Here is a 17,706-nt window from a genome sequence, read left to right on the forward strand (position 1 = left end):
TATAGCTGTGCTGAATTATCTACTTTTAGCACAACGTATTGCACATAACATTGAGCGGATTAAGAACATTATTTAAGCAAACATTTATTTACGGGTTGGCCACGGTGCTTCCCAGAATGCTCAGCTTTATATTGGTGCCACTTTACACCACTAAAGGCGTTTTATCTTCAGTAGCCGAGTATGGCGAAGTATCGGTTATTTTCTCCTATTTTGTACTGTTCAATGTTGTTTTGGCCTATGGCATGGAAACGGCTTTTTTTAGGTTTTTCAATAAAGAAGACGATAAGGCTACCGTTACAGGTACTTCAGCATTGTCAATAATAATATCGTCATTATTGTTTTTTGTGCTCGCCTTGTTATTCCAAGGCCAAATAGCCAGTTATATAGGCATCAATGTTAAATATATCAATCTTGTTATCTGGATTTTATTGTTGGATGCCCTGGCCATCATCCCATTTGCTTGGTTGCGCGCCACACAGCGCCCCATACGTTACGCAATTATCAAAATATTAAATGTCTTCATCAATATATCATTAAACCTATTTTTCTTATTGGCATTAAAAAAACTGGCAGTAAACAGTTCTTTTTTTGAAATGTTATATATCCCAAATTTTGAAATCAGCTATATTTTCATAGCCAATTTAATAGCCAGTGGGGTCGCTTTGTTGCTTATGCTTCCATTTTACGCACGCATAAAATATGTGTTTGACGCTAAACTGTGGAAATCGATGATGCGTTACGCATTTCCTGTCTTAATAGCGGGAGTGGCATTTTCAATCAACGAAACCTTCGACAGAATTTTGCTAAAAGAGTTATTGCCACCTGATATTGCCGATACCCAAATTGGCATGTATTCTGCATGTTATAAAATTTCGTTGTTTATGACGCTTTTTGCAACCGCTTACCGCTTGGGCATCGAACCTTTCTTTTTCAGTCATGCCAAAACCGAAAACCCCCAGAAAAACTACGCCATTATTTTAGAGTTTTTTGTCGCCATGGGTTCGGTTATTTTACTTTTTGTAGTGGTTTTTGCCGATGTGTTAAAACCCATTATTGTAAGAAGTGAAGCCTATTGGGAAGCCATGTGGGTGGTGCCCATTATATTAATTGCTAATTTTTGCCTGGGCATTTACCACAACCTATCGGTATGGTACAAAATTACCGATAAAACCATGTATGGTGCCTATATTTCAATAGCTGGTGCGGTGGTAACACTCGCAATCAATTATTATTTCATTGGTGCATATAGTTACAAAGCATCGGCGGTTGCAACTTTGGTGGCTTATGCCCTTATGATGCTCTTGTCGTATCATTATGGCAGAAAGTACTATCCAATTCCCTATAATATAAAAAAAATGGGATTGTATTTAGGGCTTTCCATAGGCTTATCGGTGCTGTCGTTTTACGAATTTAGAACCAATTATATAATAGGAATTTCTATGTTAATCGTATTTTTGGGCATCATAGGTATTTCAGAAAAGAAACAGTTAAAACGAATGTTAAATAAATAAAGTTTGTCATGCAAAGCGCAGTCGAAGCAGCTTAGAAATTAATAGATAATGAAAATAAAAATCATCAATAAATCAAGTCACGAGTTACCAAATTACGAAACCATCGCCTCGGCAGGTATGGATTTACGCGCCAATTTATCGGAACCACGTATTTTAAAACCCTTGGAACGAAGCATTGTAGGCACAGGTTTGTTCATAGAATTACCAATTGGGTACGAAGCCCAAGTACGCCCCCGTAGTGGGTTGGCAGCCAAAAAAGGCATAACGGTTTTAAACGCACCGGGAACTGTTGATGCCGATTATAGAGGTGAAATAGGGGTGATTTTGATAAATCTATCGCATGAAAATTTCACTGTTAATAATGGCGAGCGCATTGCGCAACTTGTTATAGCGAAGCACGAACGTGCCGAATGGGTTGCGGTTGAAGCACTTTCGGAAACCGACAGAGGCGAAGGCGGGTTTGGCAGTACAGGAACAAAGTAGAAACCCTTTAATTCCCCAAAGGGAAATATTAAGGTAAAAAAACAACGAATTACGATTAACGATTTTTGATTTCAGAATGAAAACATTCGTGTACTCGAGGCAAAAAAAGTATATATTAAAAGAAGTTTAACATAATAGTTTCTCTCCTTTGGGGAGATTAAGAGGGACTTATGAAAATAATAGTACCAATGGCAGGACGCGGTTCGCGCCTTCGCCCACACAGTTTAACCGTGCCAAAACCGTTAATTCCGGTGGCAGGCCAACCCATTGTTCATCGTTTGGTAAAAGATATTGCCAAGGTTTTAAAACAACCCATTAGCGAAATTGCCTTTGTATTGGGCGACCCCGCTTTTTTTGGCGACGATGTTGTTGAAAGCCTAGAAAAATTGGCATCCGATTTAGGTGCCAAAGCCTCCATTTACCGCCAAGACCTTCCGTTGGGAACCGGTCATGCCATAATGTGTGCCAAACCTTCCTTATCGGGTCCAGCGGTCATTGCGTATGCCGACACACTCATTCGGGCGCAATTCGATTTGGACCCTGAAGCAGATAGCGTTATCTGGACGAAACAAGTTGATAACCCCGAAGCCTATGGCGTGGTAAAATTAAACGCCAACCAAGAAATTGTTGAGTTGGTTGAAAAACCAAAAGATTTTATAAGCGACCAAGCCGTAATTGGTATTTATTACTTTAAGGATGTGGCGGTTTTAAAGGAAAAATTGCAACAAATTTTAGATGAAAACGTTACCAATGGAGGCGAATACCAAATTAACGACGGTATTAAGCGCATGATGGCCGACGGAAAAATATTTAAAACCGGCACCGTTGACGAATGGATGGATTGCGGCAATAAAGCCATAACCGTTGAAACCAACGCCCGTATGTTGGGGTTTTTAAAGGCCGATGGCGACGAGCCATTAGTAGCAACTTCAGCAAAACTGGAGAACTCCAAAATTATTGAGCCTTGTTTTATTGGCGAAAACGTGGTGCTTATAAACAGTACCGTGGGCCCATACGTTTCAATAGGAAATAATACGGTTATCGAAAATGCAACTATTAAAAACAGTTTGATCCAAACGAATACGAACATCAAAAATGCCGATTTGCAAGAAGCCATGATAGGAAACCACGTGGTGTATGATGGTCATTTTAAACGTGTGAGTATCGGCGATTATTCGGTGTTGGAGTAGAATTCCTGCGATGGCAGGAATCTTATAATAATTTGCGGGTACAAACTAAGTGCATGATAAAAATTGATTTTTAGAACTAAATTACCTGCTAATTTGTGGAAAACTAAAACCTCACAGGTTTTGAAAACCTGTGAGGTCTGTGAAAGTGATAAGTTATAATGTCTTGAAAATAATTGTATGTGAGTAAAATTTTATCATTATTATTTGTAACAAGTTTATGTTTCAGTCAAAATGGAGGCGCTAAAACAATATCGGAAAAAATTAAAGCTGCTGACCAATCAAGATTCGACAGTATTGCAAAATCATTAAAATACAAAGGAGGCGACCAGATTAAAGTCGATGTACTTTTTACCATTAACGAAAATGGGGATATTGTAAATATTAGGGCAAGGTCAGTACATCCTGAATTTGAGAATGAAGCTATTCGCGTTGTAAGTGAACTTCCCAAAATGGTTCCAGCAGAACATACTGGAAAAAGAATTAGCCAGAAATATGCGCTTCCTTTAGTGTTTGAAATTGAAACGGATAAGGAAAAAGCTAAAAGATTAAGGAAAGAGAAAATGAAAGCATTAAAACAAAATAATTAGGATAACCTGTAAGTTATTAGGTAAAAAACCTTGCAATCAAACCAAAAACACAGCAAACACCTGCGTTAGGGATTGCAGCGGCATCCTTTTTTGCCATTAAAAGCAAAAAAGATATAGCGGAAAGCCCGACCTTTATCCTGTACTTGTTTCAGGATAAAGGTAACGCCCAAAATAAATTCAGCATTAGGCATCAAATGAAACAAAAAATCTACATACTCATCTTTCTCGTCGGAGCTATTTTGCTTCCGCAGATAAACCATGCGCAAGTAGATTTAAACAAAAAACCCGACGACGATTTGGGCGATGTTGAAGACAAGTTTCAAGAGCTTTTTTATGAAGGGTTAAAGCAAAAAGCGATTGAAAATTACGATCGTTCGGTGGAAGCGTTTTTAAAATGCATCGCCATTGATGATGCGGTGCCCGTATTGTATTTTGAATTGGGCAAAAATTACAGTGCGCTAAAAAACTTTGGTGCTGCCGAAGAGGCTTTTAAAAAAGCCATTGCGAAAGAACCCGAAAACGAGTGGTATCTGGATGCCCTTTACGGGTTTTATGTGGAGCAAAACGACTACGATAAAGCCATAAAAACCGTGAGACAATTGGTAAAATACCACCCCGATTACAAGGAAGATTTGGCGGCATTGTATGTAAAAACAAAAGCCTATAACGAAGCCTTAAAAATTTTAGATGCTTTGGATGCCGAGTTTGGGATTTCGGTGGGGCGCGACCTCATGCGGAATCAAATTTATGAGCTTACCGGCCGCAAAAAAGACCAAATAAAAAATTTGGAAGCGCGTGTGGAGGAAAATCCGGATAAGGAATCGAATTATTTACAGCTTATTTTCCGCTACAGCGAAAATAACGAAACCAAAAAAGCCTTTGAGACCGCGCAGGAGCTGTTAAAAATAAACCCGAATTCGCAAGTGGTGCATTTGGCTTTGTACAAGTTTTATTTGGATGCCAATAATGCGGAAAAAGCCATTGAATCGATGAAAATTGTGGTTAAAAGTCCTGAAATAAAACCCGAAGCGAAACTAAAAGTACTTACCGATTTTGTGCAGTTTGTGGGCAACAATCCACAGTACGAACCCGATTTGGTCGAGGCCACCACGTTGATTGGCGACAACAACAACAGTAAAACCCTAACAGAACTGGGCAATTATTACCTGAACAGAAAAGACAAGCCCAAAGCATTGACCTATTTTGAGGCCGCATTAAAAATAGATGCAGAAAACTTTAACCTGCTTCGTAATGTATTGTTACTTTACATAGATTTGCAAAAGTTTGAAATGGCAGAAAAAAAGAGCAGTGAGGTGCTTCAAAAGTACCCGTCGCAACCCTTATTTTATTTAATTAATGGGATAGCTTTAAACCAATTAAACAAATCAAAACAGGCCATCGATATATTAGAATCGGGGCTGGATTATATTATCGACGACCCCAAAATGGAAATCGATTTTTACAAACAATTAAGTATGGCTTATGGGTTGCAAAACAATACCACCAAGGCAAAAACGTTTAGTGATAAAGCAAAACAATTAGAAACTTCCAATTAATGAAAAAATTTAAGTACTTGGTTTTATCCCTGATGGTTTTATTGGTATTTCAGTGTAAATCGTCCAGAACCCTTGGCGGTGGTGAGGCCAATTTTAAATTATCGACCAAACAACTTTTAAAGGAAACCGCCAAAAAAGCCCCCAATTTTAAAACGCTGCAATCCAAACTTAAAATAACCTATGCCCAAGGCGATAACCAACAGGCGGCATACACGGTAAATTTTAGGGTACAAAAAGATGAGGTTTTGTGGTTAAGTGCCTCGTTTTCGGTAGTTAAGGCATTGATAACCCCCGAAAAAGTAAGTTTCTATAATAAGCTTGATAATACCTATTTTGAAGGCGATTATACCTATTTAAGCAGTATTTTGGGCACCGAACTAGACTTTGAAAAAGTACAGAACCTGTTGTTGGGCAATCCCATATTTAACTTGAACGCTTCCGATTATGAAGCTTCGGTAAACCAGGAAGCATACATTCTTCAACCAAAGGAGCAACGTGCCTTGTTTGAGATTTTCTTTTTGCTCGACCCGGTTCATTTTAAATTAAAATCGCAGCAACTATCGCAACCCAAAGAATTTCGGCATTTGCAAATTGATTACGCTGCCTATCAAGAAGTTGAAAAACAAACACTTCCGGAACGTATAAAAATAATCGCCGTAGAGGGCAACAAGGAAACCAACATCGATTTGGAGTTTAAAAACGTTACGTTAAATGAAGATGTAAGTTTTCCGTATAAAATACCCTCTGGTTTTAAAGAAATTAAATTGTAATGTTTACACCTAAAAAATCCCTCAAAATTGTTGCACTATTAAGCTTTTTGTTAGGTAGTGTTCTCGCATTTTCACAAAATACCAAACAGGAAGAACTGGAGGCGCGCAGGCAAGAACTTCGTTTGGAAATACAAAAAATTACCCAATTGCGAAATGAAAATAAATCCAAGGAAAAATCGCAATTAAACTTGATCCAAAGTTTTCAGCAAAAAATAAAAGCCTTGGATAATTTAATAAAAGTTACCAACCAACAGGCCAATTTTTTAACGCTCGACATCAACAGGAACCAGCGAAAAATCACGGAATTGCGTGAAGAACTCAAGGTTTTAAAAGCCGATTATGCTGAAATGATGGTAAAATCATATAAAAGTAAGAACCAGCAAAGTAAAATCATGTTCCTGCTTTCTGCCGATGATTTTAAGCAAGCCTACAAACGCCTGCAGTATATGAAACAATATACCGACCACCAAAAGCAGCAAGGGGAAACCATTAAAGTAAAAAGCACCGAACTACAGGCTACCAATGTTGACCTTTTAAAACAACAGGAAGCCAAGAAAAAATTGATTGCCGAAAACAGGGAAGTGCAAAAAACCCTGGAAGAAGAGCGCAAACAGCACGAAGAGTTAATGAAATCCATTAAAAAGAACCTTTCAATGTATGCGGCTCAAATAAAGCAAAAACAACAGGAAGCCGATAGGATTGATGCCGAAATAGACCGTATTATTAAGGAGGCCATTGCCAAATCGAATAAAAAAGCGGGCGTTAGCAATGCAAAAACCGCTTCAAATTTTGCATTAACCGCCGAAGAAAAAATATTGGCGGCCAGTTTTGTGGCCAACAAGGGCAAATTACCGTGGCCTGTTGAAAAAGGCTATGTAACACTTGGCTATGGCACACAACCACATCCGTTGGATAAATCGTTAACCATCAAGAGCAACGGGGTGCGCATTGCTACCGAAAAAGGCGCAAAAGTACGTGCGGTTTTCAATGGCGAAGTAAGTTCTGTGCTTAAAATGAAAAACGTAAACCCCATCGTAATGATTCGTCATGGCGATTACCTTACGCTTTACAAAAACCTGTCGAGCGTATATGTTAAGGAGGGCGACAAAGTAACCACCAAACAGGTTATTGGCGAAGTGTTTACCAATCCCGCAAACGGGGAAACCATCCTTAGTTTTTCAATTTCAAAAGGGATAGTTACTGAAAATCCGGCATCATGGGTTTTCAAAATGTAACCGGGCAACCTTAAAAAATTCGATTTCCGCGGAAGCACCCGTTTTTGAATAACATGCGCAAAGAGTTTTCTAACCTTTTGGTTTTAATTATCTTTGTAAACCTTAATACACACGTTTATGATATATTCAATGACAGGTTACGGAAAATCTGTATTGCAATTGCCCACCAAAAAAGTAACCATCGAGCTCAAGTCGCTTAACAGCAAAAGCCTCGATTTAAGTGCCCGAATGCCTTCTATTTACCGTGAAAAAGAACTATCCGTTAGGAAATTGCTGGCCGATTCCCTTGAGCGTGGTAAAATCGATTTTTCCATTTATGTAGAAGCGACCGCCGAAGACACCTCAACACAAATAAACGTACCTGTAGTTAAACAGTACATTGCGCAATTAAAGCAAGTGGTTGATGGTGATGCCATTGAATTGCTAAAGATGGCCGTACGTTTTCCAGATGCCCTCAACACCGTTCGCGAAGAAATTGACGAAAACGAGTGGCAATTAATAGCTGCGGAAATTGATAATGCCATTGACGATTTAAACAGCCACCGTTTAGATGAAGGCAAAGTACTGGAGCAGGAATTTATAAAACGCGTTAACATTATTGGCAATTTGCTAGACCAGGTTATCGCCATGGACCCTGCGCGCATAGAGGGCGTGCGCGAGCGTTTGCTTAAAGGCGTTGAGGAATTAAAAGAGAAGTACGACGAAAACCGTTTTGAGCAGGAACTGGTGTATTATATTGAAAAATTTGATGTTACCGAAGAAAAAGTACGATTAAAAAACCACCTTAATTATTTTATGGAAAGCATCCATTCCAAAGATTCCAACGGAAAAAAGCTGGGGTTTATCAGTCAGGAAATGGGTCGCGAAATCAACACCATTGGCTCCAAAAGCAACTATGCGCCCATGCAGCAGTTGGTAGTGCAAATGAAAGATGAACTGGAAAAAATTAAGGAGCAACTGTTGAATGTGCTTTAGGGTAGGATGTTTTATGGTAATTATGTGTTTGTTTTAAAGTTGGAGACAGGGCTTGGGAACAATACTAAATTTGAACTGACTACACAAAACAAGCAGAAAAATTTTTAGACAATGGCAAAACCAATATTTTACGTTGTATGGAAAGGACGACGAACTGGTGTTTTTGAAACTTGGGACGACTGCAAAGCACAAACTGATAAGTTTCCAAAAGCGGTTTATAAAGCTTTTAAGACACGAAAATTAGCAGAACAAGCATTCAAAGACGAATACTGGGACTACATCGGTAAAGATATTTTTGAAACCGAATTAACTCCAGAACAATTACTTTTAGTTGGCAAACCCATTGAAGAAAGTATTTCGGTTGACGGTGCTTGGAACACATCAACAGGGGTTGTAGAATATCAAGGGGTTTACACAAAAACGAAAGAATTAATTTTTAGAGTTGGACCTTTGGAGGACGGCACAAATAATATAGTTGAGTTTTTAGGAATTGTTCATGCCCTTGCGCATTGCAAAAAACACAATATCACACTTCCAATTTATTCGGACAGCCAAAACGCAATTGGTTGGGTTCGGGACAAGGAGGCAAGAACTAACCATGAGCGTAACGAAAGAAACACAAAACTTTTTGACCTGTTGGACAGAGCAGTAAAATGGCTCAACGAAAACGAATATGAGAACGAAATATTGAAGTGGGAAACTAAAGCTTGGGGTGAAAATCCTGCTGACTTTGGGCGAAAATAATTTTGATATAAAATCTGCAACAATAAAAATTAAACGCAATTGACAACAAATAAAACTGATTTAAGCACTCTTAACGACAAACAATGTGAGGCTGTTGTTAGTGAAGACAAACGTATTTTGGTTTTGGCTGGTGCGGGTTCGGGAAAAACCAAAACGCTACTTCAAAAAATCATCTATTTAATCGAGGAAAAAGGTGTAAGTCCATCAAGTATTCTTGCCATTACCTTTACTAAGAACGCCACAAACGAAATGATTGATCGCTTAATTGTTTCAGCAGACACAACAGGGCAATATGAAGTCTTGATGTCTGACAAGCATTTGAGCAAATTAGAAAAAGACAAGGAACGATTCAGCCAACAAAAAAAATATAAATGGATTGATGGTTTAACCATTAGGACATTTCATAGTTTTTGTTACACTATATTACGGAACTATGGTGTAAATGAGTTTGACAACAAATTTAGAATCATAGGAGATGAAAAAAGAGATGAAGAAGATGAACTTGCAAAACATGTTGCCCCCGAAACAGTTTTTGAAGTAGTCCACAAACTTTTAATTGAGCAATGTCAAGACACCGATTTTTTGCTACAACTGAAACGCTATGTATTAGATTACGTCATAGACAAAATACACCTTAAGAAAACAGATGGAAAATATTTGCCGAAAGACGGCAAATATTTCACAACTCTTGATGGAACGAAAGTCCGTTCCAAATCCGAACAGTTTATTGCCGATTGGTTTTACCGCCACAGCATAAAGTATGAATATGAACCTTTACTAAATGTCAAGGATTTTCCTTTTCACCCCGACTTTTATATACCCGAAGCGAACCTTTATATTGAACATGTAAGCGATAAAAGCTATTCTACAAAAGACAAGGAAGAGCAATTTCAAAAGGGAAATCTACTCTTAGTAAAGACCTTTGAAAGTATGACAAAAGACTCTGCTTTGTTCAACCATACTTTGGACAGCGTTGTAAAAAATCGTTTGCCTTCAAATTATCACAAAACAGTTTCACTCACTTACAAAGAAGAATTTAACGGATACCATGAAAGTATAAAAGAATTCGTTACTCAAATCATGCGAATTACAGACATGATAAAAGTTGAGAACACAGACTTGAAGAAAGTTCTAAATGACGCAAGACAAGACCAACACGAAAGAGTTAGACATTTTTATGAGTTAGCAATTCCAATAGTTGAAAAATACATTCATTACTGTACAGACAAATCTTATCTTGATTTTAATGATTTGATTTCACGAAGCACTTCTCTTTTTCAGAACCATAACGACATCGCCAACAAATACAAAAGCAAATACCGATACATCTTAGTTGACGAGTTTCAAGACGTAAATAATTTGCAAGTTGAGCTAATCAAACTTTTACTAACCGACCAAACTCAAATGTTTTGTGTTGGTGACGATTGGCAAAGCATTTACGGTTTCAGAGGTTCTAACGTGAGTTATATAGTTGACTTTGAAAACCATTTTCCAAATGCAAAAGTTGTAAAGCTTAATTTGAATTATCGTAGCACTCAAAACATTGTTGGAGCAAGTAACGAAGTAATAAAACACAATAAGTTTAAAGTTGAAAAGGAAATTCACTCTTCAAAAAAATCTGAACATAAAATTGTTGTTTATTCAGGAAACAGCGAGGATGAAAACATACAATTCTGTTTTGACAAAGTAAAAGAACTTTTAGATGAAGGCCTGACAAATGATGATATTTTATTTCTCTACCGCAGAAGCAAAATGTTTACTCCTTATTTCTTTCGTTTCAAGAACGAGGGAATAAAAGTTCAAGGAAAAACGATTCATGCAGCTAAAGGACTTGAAGCAAAAGTTGTTTTTATACTTGGCTTGTCAGAGGGAAACGGTGGTTTCCCTGATATTTGGTTGGAGGACAGAATTTTTCAAGTAATTAAAAAAGCAAATCACGATTTGCTAATAGAAGAAGAAAGACGACTATTTTATGTTGCAATTACTAGGGCCAAAGACAAACTATTTTTAATAACAGAGAAAGGAAACGAATCAAGTTTTTTAAAAGAAATTCCAGCCATTTTCACAGTTCGGTCGGCTATACCAATAAAGTCAGTAGTTGAAAAAGTAATCACTTGTAAAAAGTGTTTCAGCCAGCTCGAAAAGCTTTGGGTTGCTTGCCCATACTGCATGGAAAAAGTAGCAGACAAGACCAACGAATAAATAAAATAAATCCAAGACATCAGTTGGCGATGGAAATTGTGAACTGCAAATAGATTTCGCAACAGGTTATCGTATTTATCTCAAAGAAAAATATGAAAAAAAATTGTATTACTAATTGGTGGAGACATATCGACTAAATAAAGACATCAAGAAAGCGAAAGAAATCTGGAAGGAATAAAACAAAAATAGAAAAATGGGAACTTCAAAATTTTACATGACTGATTATTTAAACAGCAATGAAATGACTGCCGAATATCTGAATACTGTTTTGGGATATGGAAATAATGCGAATATTATAAATGCAATCGGACATATTGCAAAAGCGATTTGATGATAATTACAAGTGAATTCAATATACACCTAAAAAAAATCCAAGCACGAAACACTAAACAAAAAACGCCTAAAACCAAACCAATAAAAAAATAAATTCGTGACAAACCAAGAAACTACAAAAACCGGCAAACTCATTGTGTTTTCGGCGCCATCAGGTTCAGGAAAAACAACCATTGTAAGGCATTTGTTAACCTTAAAGGAATTGAATCTGGAGTTCTCTATTTCGGCAACTTCCCGGGAAAGACGCGGTACCGAGGTAAATGGTAAAGATTATTATTATTTATCATTACAGGAATTCAAGAACAAAATAAAAAACGACGAGTTCCTGGAATGGGAAGAAGTGTATCGCGATAATTTTTATGGCACCTTAAAAACCGAAGTGCAGCGTATTTGGGCCATGGGCAAAAACGTTATTTTTGATATTGATGTATCGGGCGGCTTGCGCATTAAGCGGAAATTTCCTGAGCAAACCTTGGCCATTTTTATAAAACCACCAAGTATTGATGAACTTAAAATCCGTTTAAAAAACCGTAAAACCGAAACCGACGATAAAATCAATATGCGTGTCGCCAAGGCCTCGGCAGAATTGGCTACCGCACCCCTGTTCGATGTGATTGTGGTAAACGACGATTTGGAAAAAGCCCTTAAAGAAACGCAAAAACTGGTAAGTGATTTTGTAAATTCTTAACGTTAAAAACATGAAAATAGGATTGTATTTTGGCTCTTTTAACCCCATTCACATAGGGCATTTGGTTATTGCCAACCATATAGCCGAATACAGCGATTTAAACGAAATTTGGTTTGTGGTAACGCCACACAACCCGTTTAAGAAGAAAAGCAGTTTGCTGGATAATTACCAACGTTTGGAAATGGTATACCGCGCTACCAAAGACTATAAAAAACTAAAAGCAAGCGACATAGAATTTGGTTTGCCACAACCCAATTACACCGTAAATACATTGGCATATTTGCAGGAAAAACATCCTAATTATGCGTTTTCCCTAATTATGGGCGAAGATAATTTGGATGGTTTTCATAAATGGAAAAACTACGATGTTATTTTAGAAAACCACGATATTTACGTGTATCCCCGATTATCCGATAAAAAAGTAACGGCACAGTTTGATGGGCACAAAAAAATCCATCATATAAACGCGCCCATCATGCAACTTTCTTCAACCAGTATCCGAAAAGCCATTAAAGAAGGCAAAAACGTAAAGCCACTATTGCCAGAACATGTTTGGGAATATTTGGATGAAATGAATTTCTATAAATAAGTGTATGATATCCAAACAGGAGGTTATTTTACTTGAATCCTGTTCAAAATAGTACCAAACCTTGCCGAAAATTTACGAGCAACCGTTATTTATATTGGCACAAATACGAGGTTTGCACCGTTACCTTAACCTGAAACTTTTTGTTGGCATCAATTTCATAAGCTTCTCCTGCCTTAAATGTTTTCCAATCGGTAGCGTTGGGCAGTTTTACGGTCATTTCACCTTCAATAACGCGCATGGTTTCGTGTTGTGAAGTTCCAAATTCATAGCTGCCTGGGTTCATAACCCCTAAGGTGGAGGTTCCTGTGGCGGTTTTGTAGCCCATCGATTTTACATTGCCATCAAAATATTCGTTTACCGAAATCATTTTATCTTATTTTAAATTTTTCACAAAAGTAAATAACTGAACACCAAATTATGCTACGATATACCCAATTTAATGATAAAAAAAACAAAGCCATCGTAATTTGATGGCTTTATATCATCAACTAAACTATTTTTTGGCTTCTAAATGGTGAGCAGGCGCTACGGTGGCAGGTTTTACTTTGCCGTCGTGTGCTTTGTAATATTCTTCTAAAAGATTCATGGTGGCGTTCAATAAATCTTTGGTTTCCAATAAGATGCTAAAATACAGGGTGGTGTTTTTAGGGCTCGATTCCTCTGAACGGGTACGTTCTACCTGTTTCTGGATTTTCGAACTTACCAAGCCCAAAATTTCCTCTTTTCTACCTAAAATAATGCCTATTTCCTCAAAAGACCTGGAGTCGAAAGCTTTTTTGGTGTTATTGAAAAACGTTTCAAAACGCTCATCTACTTCTTTCAGTTCTTTTATTTGGTTAAATTTTAGTTTTCTATGGTTGTTATGAACGTGTTTATGGCTTACTTTGGTAATGTACTCCAAGGATTGGGTCATGTCTTGAAGGTAGCCCAAAATATGGATGTAAAAATTGCTGGCACCTAGGCTCGATTCGTCTAAATTCTTAATAAAATAGAAGATGTTGTCGCGCAATTCGTCCACTTCTTCCGATAGTTTCACGATTTGCTTTTTGTTCTTTTTCAACAAAGTTAAATCTTGTAGGGCGAGTCCGTTAATGGCATTGGTGTATATTTTATTGCCGCGTTTAACCACATTGGCGATGTTGTTGGCACTTTCGTGGATAACCCCTTGAATGGAACTGCTTTCCGCCTTTGTTAAGCTGTCTTCGGCTTTGAGTTCCTTAGATTTTTTTCTGTGTGCCAACGAGCTGCGTACCAATAAAGCGAACGCCACAAACAATAATATAGGGAACATAATTTCAACATTCAAGTTTAAAAGATAGGCTACCAAAGCGGCTGCCATAAAGGCACTAAATGCGGTAAAAAACCAACCGCCAATAACGTTTATTACTCCAGCTACACGGTACACGGCACTTTCTGCGCCCCAGGCACGATCGGCAAGCGATGTACCCATGGCAACCATAAAAGTTACATAAGTAGTTGAGAGGGGCAATTTATAGGACGTTGCGATGGAAATTAATACGGCTGCAACCATAAGGTTTACTGCGGCACGAACCAAATCGAATGCAGGAAGTTCGTGTTTTTTGTCCTTACTAAGTTTAATAACGGGCACTTCAAATTGTTTGTCTATGCGCGCTTGCCAAGCTTTGGGCAATAAATAAGCAGAAACTTGCGACATTAAAATGGCAAATCGAACAAAGCTGCGCGACATAAAATTAGGCTGGAAACGCTCTTTGGTACTGCTTTGGCTTGCTAGATCGACCGAGGTTTTTACAACGCTTTTTGCTTTTGATGAAAACCAAAGCGTTAATACCATGATGACGCCCGCAAAAAGCAGTAGAAATGTTGGGGTTGTAGCTTTGGCACCAAGGCTATGCATGGTAAACTCGGTAGCGGGTAACCCTAAGGTGTTAATGGCAGGATTCATAAAGTCTAAATACGCCTGATAAGCTCCGGTAGATGGGCCAATAAAGTTAACCAGGTCGTTGCCCGCAAAGGCCAATGCCAGGGCAAAGGTGCCTATAATAATCACTATTTTATAGATATTCGCTTTCGCAAATAGTATTAAAGCATAAGAAAATAACGACCAAAAAATAAGACTAAGCGCAACGATACTATATACTTTATGCTCTAAAAAATCCTTTATGGTTTCCCCATTGGTAATGGCAAAGGTTTGTTTGGCAAAATTAGTACCGCCTATACCCTTTAGGAAAATGAAATAAGTAAGTGAGGTGATGGCCAACCCCCCAAATAGGGCACCTACCCATTTTGCCTTCCTTTCAAAATTATAGGATAATAAAACCCGTGCTACCCATTGTACAAAAGCACCCACGGTAAAGGAGATGATTACCGAGAGCAGAATACCATAAACAATTTCAGAGGCTTTGGAGGTATTAATGTATTGAAGTAAATCGCTAAATGTGCCTCCTGAATTCCCTATTTTGATGAGAGCAATGGCAACGGCAGCGCCCAATAACTCAAATACAATGGAAACGGTTGTTGAGGTAGGCATGCCAATGGAATTGAAAAAATCCAGTAAGAGGATGTCGGTTATCATTACCGCCATGAAAATAATCATGATTTCGCTAAAAACGAATTCTCCCGGAACAAAAATCCCATTACGTGCTACTTCCATCATTCCGCTAGAAAAAACGGCACCAATGGTTACGCCCAAACTTGCCACAATCATCAAGGTTTTAAAAGAAACGGCCTTGGAGCCAATGGCAGAATTTAGAAAGTTTACGGCATCGTTGCTTACGCCCACTACCAAATCGGCAATCGCTAAAATGGCAAGGGCAATGATCATTAATAAGTAAATATTATCCATAGTTAGTTAAATATGTTTACAAATATCTTGTGTATTTATGGTTATTAAGTTACCAAATTGTTATGTTTTTTTATTAAAAGCGAATCTCGCATTGAAGGCGATACATTAATTGATTGTTGTTGTTCGCAACATCCAAATAGCTGATATCCGACTGTAATTTTAAATTATGTCCTACTATATATTTTGAAACACACATTGTGTATTGGTTTTCGGCATCTTTCCCTGTAATGGTTTTGTTTAAAGTAATATTGGTATAGCGCCCGGAAAGTTCCCAATCGGTTTTAAAAAGATAGCCCGCTTGTAAGTTTACGCCACTGCCAACCTGTACTTCGGCACGGGTTAAGGTACCATCGGTATTTTTGGCATACGGATTTTTGGCATCTCGATTGGCATATTCAGCCATTAGTGAAAGCCCATGGTATTTAAACATGGCATCTACAAAAACCGTGTTGGTGTTGGTTTCAAACAGCCCATTGCCGCCATCAATTGTCATATACGACCCTTGATTGCCTCGTGTTTTTACAGCCTTGTTGTTAAAATCATACGATGCGGCAAGGGCCAGTTTTGGTGATGCCTCGCGCTTTAAATCGCCACCGGAATAATCGCCTTTATTGTCAAATTCCCCAAAGGGCAATAATTCTAAACGTGTGGTATATTGGTGGCCACCAAGATTTCCGGTGGTTATATTTCTGCCCTCACCCTGGGAAAAGGCAAAGGATTCTTTAACCACAAAAGATTTTGTTAAATTGAAATGATGGTGTAGCTGGAAACCCATATCGCGGTCAATAGAAAACATATTGTTAAGCAACGAGCGGTTTACAAATTGAAGGTTGCCAGATGAAATTACCTGCTCCCTGTTTCCCGGTAATTTGGTTTGGCCAAACCAAAGCTGGAAGTTTTTATGGAAATGCCATATTATTACGGCATCCCTTATATATCTGGGGGTGTTATCGGTATATATGGATGCTCCCGAAATATCGGAGTTTGATAACCCTATCTGTAACTTATATTCGATTTTCGGACTAAAAGCGAAACCTTCAAAGCGAAGTCGTGCCCTGCGAACCATAAAACTGGTTTCGTTCTTTTGGTTTTCTTCCCAAACAGATTCACTTAAAAATTGGGTTCTTAAACCTACTTTCATGGCCCAAGAACTATCTTGCCCTACTATGTTTAATAGACCTTTTCCAAATTTAGAGCTTTTAATGTCTTGTGCGCTCAGCGAAGTAGTTGCATAAATTAATAATGCAACGATTGAAAACTTAATTTTCATTAATCGTTTTTAGTTTTTGTCGCTGCAAAGAACCAAATTCTATGTTAACTGAATGTTACCTAATGATTAAGTTTATAAATAAAAAAGCTGCCTTGGCCTAAGGCAGCCTCATTAGAACTCATGATAATGTAGTCGACAAAAACTAATAGATTATATGAAAAACTAATTGTAGTGTCTTAAGACTTTGCGAATATCCATATTTTAATTTAGTTGATTGTAATGCCAATATTAAGTAATTATTAAATCCAATGTTAAATTTATCATTGGTAACACGCTTTAAAACAAATAGTTATGCTTTAAAAGTTAACATAACGTTACGAAACCGTTGTTTTAATGTTAGTAAAGTTGTATATTTGATATATATAATGTTAAACCCCATAATTATGAAGAAGTTAGTTTTGCTTTTTGCCTTTTTAATTACTGTGGTCTCTTTTGCACAACAAAAGAGGGATTTAAAACTTAACAAAGACACCAATTTAATTGAAGTTGTTTATTATCATGACAATGGAGTTGTAAGTCAAACAGGATTTTACACTACAGATGGTAAATTACAAGGCGAATGGTTAAGTTTTGATACAGCAGGCAAAAAAACGGTTTCTGGAAATTATGATAATGGTAAAAAAGTCGACAAATGGTTTTATTACACCAATGAAACTATAAAAGAAGTAGATTATAGCAATAACGCTATTGCGAGTTTAAAGGAATCTGAAATTCAATAGAATTAGGTTTTTTGATAAACTATAAACAGA

The 17,706-nt window shown here is 37.6% G+C and carries 17 protein-coding genes; 14 read left to right on the top strand and 3 right to left on the bottom strand.

Annotation, left to right across the window (positions count from 1 at the left end; translation table 11 throughout):
• The first annotated feature begins 50 nt into the window (after positions 1–50).
• The 13 genes from GQO80_RS12260 to nadD all read left to right on the top strand — a co-directional run bounded on the left by GQO80_RS12260 (position 51) and on the right by nadD (position 12,863).
• On the top strand, positions 51–1,511 hold the full coding sequence (locus GQO80_RS12260; protein WP_157208654.1) for an oligosaccharide flippase family protein: 1,461 nt from the start codon (positions 51–53) through the stop codon (positions 1,509–1,511).
• Positions 1,512–1,559: 48 nt separating this feature from the next.
• Positions 1,560–1,994 carry a dUTP diphosphatase gene (dut, locus tag GQO80_RS12265; protein WP_157208655.1) on the top strand — a complete coding sequence of 145 codons (435 nt, stop codon included), beginning with the start codon at positions 1,560–1,562 and terminating at the stop codon, positions 1,992–1,994.
• Positions 1,995–2,164: 170 nt separating this feature from the next.
• Positions 2,165–3,184 (top strand): sugar phosphate nucleotidyltransferase, encoded by a 1,020-nt coding sequence (locus GQO80_RS12270; protein WP_157208656.1) that lies wholly within the window; start codon positions 2,165–2,167, stop codon positions 3,182–3,184.
• 179 nt (positions 3,185–3,363) lie between these two features.
• The gene (locus GQO80_RS12275) at positions 3,364–3,771 is read left to right on the top strand and encodes an energy transducer TonB (protein WP_198037781.1); all 408 of its coding nucleotides are present in this window, start codon (positions 3,364–3,366) and stop codon (positions 3,769–3,771) included.
• Positions 3,772–3,965: 194 nt separating this feature from the next.
• Entirely contained in the window at positions 3,966–5,327 is a 1,362-nt protein-coding gene (locus GQO80_RS12280) for a tetratricopeptide repeat protein (protein WP_157208658.1), read from the top strand.
• Complete coding sequence (locus GQO80_RS12285; protein WP_157208659.1) at positions 5,327–6,097, top strand: DUF4292 domain-containing protein; 771 nt, start codon at positions 5,327–5,329, stop codon at positions 6,095–6,097. The genes GQO80_RS12280 and GQO80_RS12285 overlap by 1 nt, the downstream gene beginning before the upstream one ends.
• Positions 6,097–7,332 carry a murein hydrolase activator EnvC family protein gene (locus GQO80_RS12290; RefSeq protein ID WP_157208660.1) on the top strand — a complete coding sequence of 412 codons (1,236 nt, stop codon included), beginning with the start codon at positions 6,097–6,099 and terminating at the stop codon, positions 7,330–7,332. Before GQO80_RS12285 ends, GQO80_RS12290 begins: the two co-directional genes overlap by 1 nt.
• 117 nt (positions 7,333–7,449) lie before the next feature.
• Entirely contained in the window at positions 7,450–8,307 is an 858-nt protein-coding gene (locus tag GQO80_RS12295) for a YicC/YloC family endoribonuclease (RefSeq protein WP_157208661.1), read from the top strand.
• A 111-nt stretch (positions 8,308–8,418) separates the two neighbouring features.
• Positions 8,419–9,051, top strand: coding sequence for a ribonuclease H1 domain-containing protein (locus GQO80_RS12300; protein WP_157208662.1), 633 nt, complete (start codon positions 8,419–8,421; stop codon positions 9,049–9,051).
• 39 nt (positions 9,052–9,090) lie between these two features.
• A complete protein-coding gene (locus GQO80_RS12305) occupies positions 9,091–11,253 on the top strand; it encodes an ATP-dependent helicase (RefSeq protein ID WP_157208663.1) in 2,163 nt (720 codons plus the stop codon).
• A gap of 193 nt (positions 11,254–11,446) precedes the next feature.
• A complete protein-coding gene (locus GQO80_RS12310; RefSeq protein WP_232333178.1) occupies positions 11,447–11,584 on the top strand; it encodes a helix-turn-helix domain-containing protein in 138 nt (45 codons plus the stop codon).
• A gap of 99 nt (positions 11,585–11,683) precedes the next feature.
• Positions 11,684–12,274, top strand: coding sequence for a guanylate kinase (gene gmk / locus GQO80_RS12315; protein WP_157208664.1), 591 nt, complete (start codon positions 11,684–11,686; stop codon positions 12,272–12,274).
• Positions 12,275–12,284: 10 nt separating this feature from the next.
• Positions 12,285–12,863: a nicotinate (nicotinamide) nucleotide adenylyltransferase gene (gene nadD, locus GQO80_RS12320; RefSeq protein WP_157208665.1), complete on the top strand. Its 579-nt coding sequence runs from the start codon at positions 12,285–12,287 to the stop codon at positions 12,861–12,863.
• 85 nt (positions 12,864–12,948) lie between these two features.
• On the opposite strand, the gene ppnP is transcribed toward nadD, so the two are convergent.
• The 3 genes from ppnP to GQO80_RS12335 all read right to left on the bottom strand — a co-directional run bounded on the left by ppnP (position 12,949) and on the right by GQO80_RS12335 (position 16,957).
• A complete protein-coding gene (ppnP, locus tag GQO80_RS12325) occupies positions 12,949–13,230 on the bottom strand; it encodes a pyrimidine/purine nucleoside phosphorylase (protein WP_157208666.1) in 282 nt (93 codons plus the stop codon).
• A gap of 126 nt (positions 13,231–13,356) precedes the next feature.
• The gene (locus tag GQO80_RS12330) at positions 13,357–15,687 is read right to left on the bottom strand and encodes an inorganic phosphate transporter (RefSeq protein ID WP_157208667.1); all 2,331 of its coding nucleotides are present in this window, start codon (positions 15,685–15,687) and stop codon (positions 13,357–13,359) included.
• Between the two features lie 73 nt (positions 15,688–15,760).
• Positions 15,761–16,957, bottom strand: coding sequence for a porin (locus tag GQO80_RS12335; RefSeq protein ID WP_157208668.1), 1,197 nt, complete (start codon positions 16,955–16,957; stop codon positions 15,761–15,763).
• A gap of 383 nt (positions 16,958–17,340) precedes the next feature.
• Here GQO80_RS12335 and GQO80_RS12340 point away from each other — a divergent pair, with 383 nt between their 5' ends.
• A complete protein-coding gene (locus GQO80_RS12340) occupies positions 17,341–17,676 on the top strand; it encodes a toxin-antitoxin system YwqK family antitoxin (protein ID WP_157208669.1) in 336 nt (111 codons plus the stop codon).
• The last annotated feature ends 30 nt before the right edge of the window (positions 17,677–17,706 follow it).

Origin of the sequence: Mariniflexile maritimum, assembly GCF_009746565.1 — a bacterium.
GTDB lineage: Bacteria > Bacteroidota > Bacteroidia > Flavobacteriales > Flavobacteriaceae > Mariniflexile > Mariniflexile maritimum.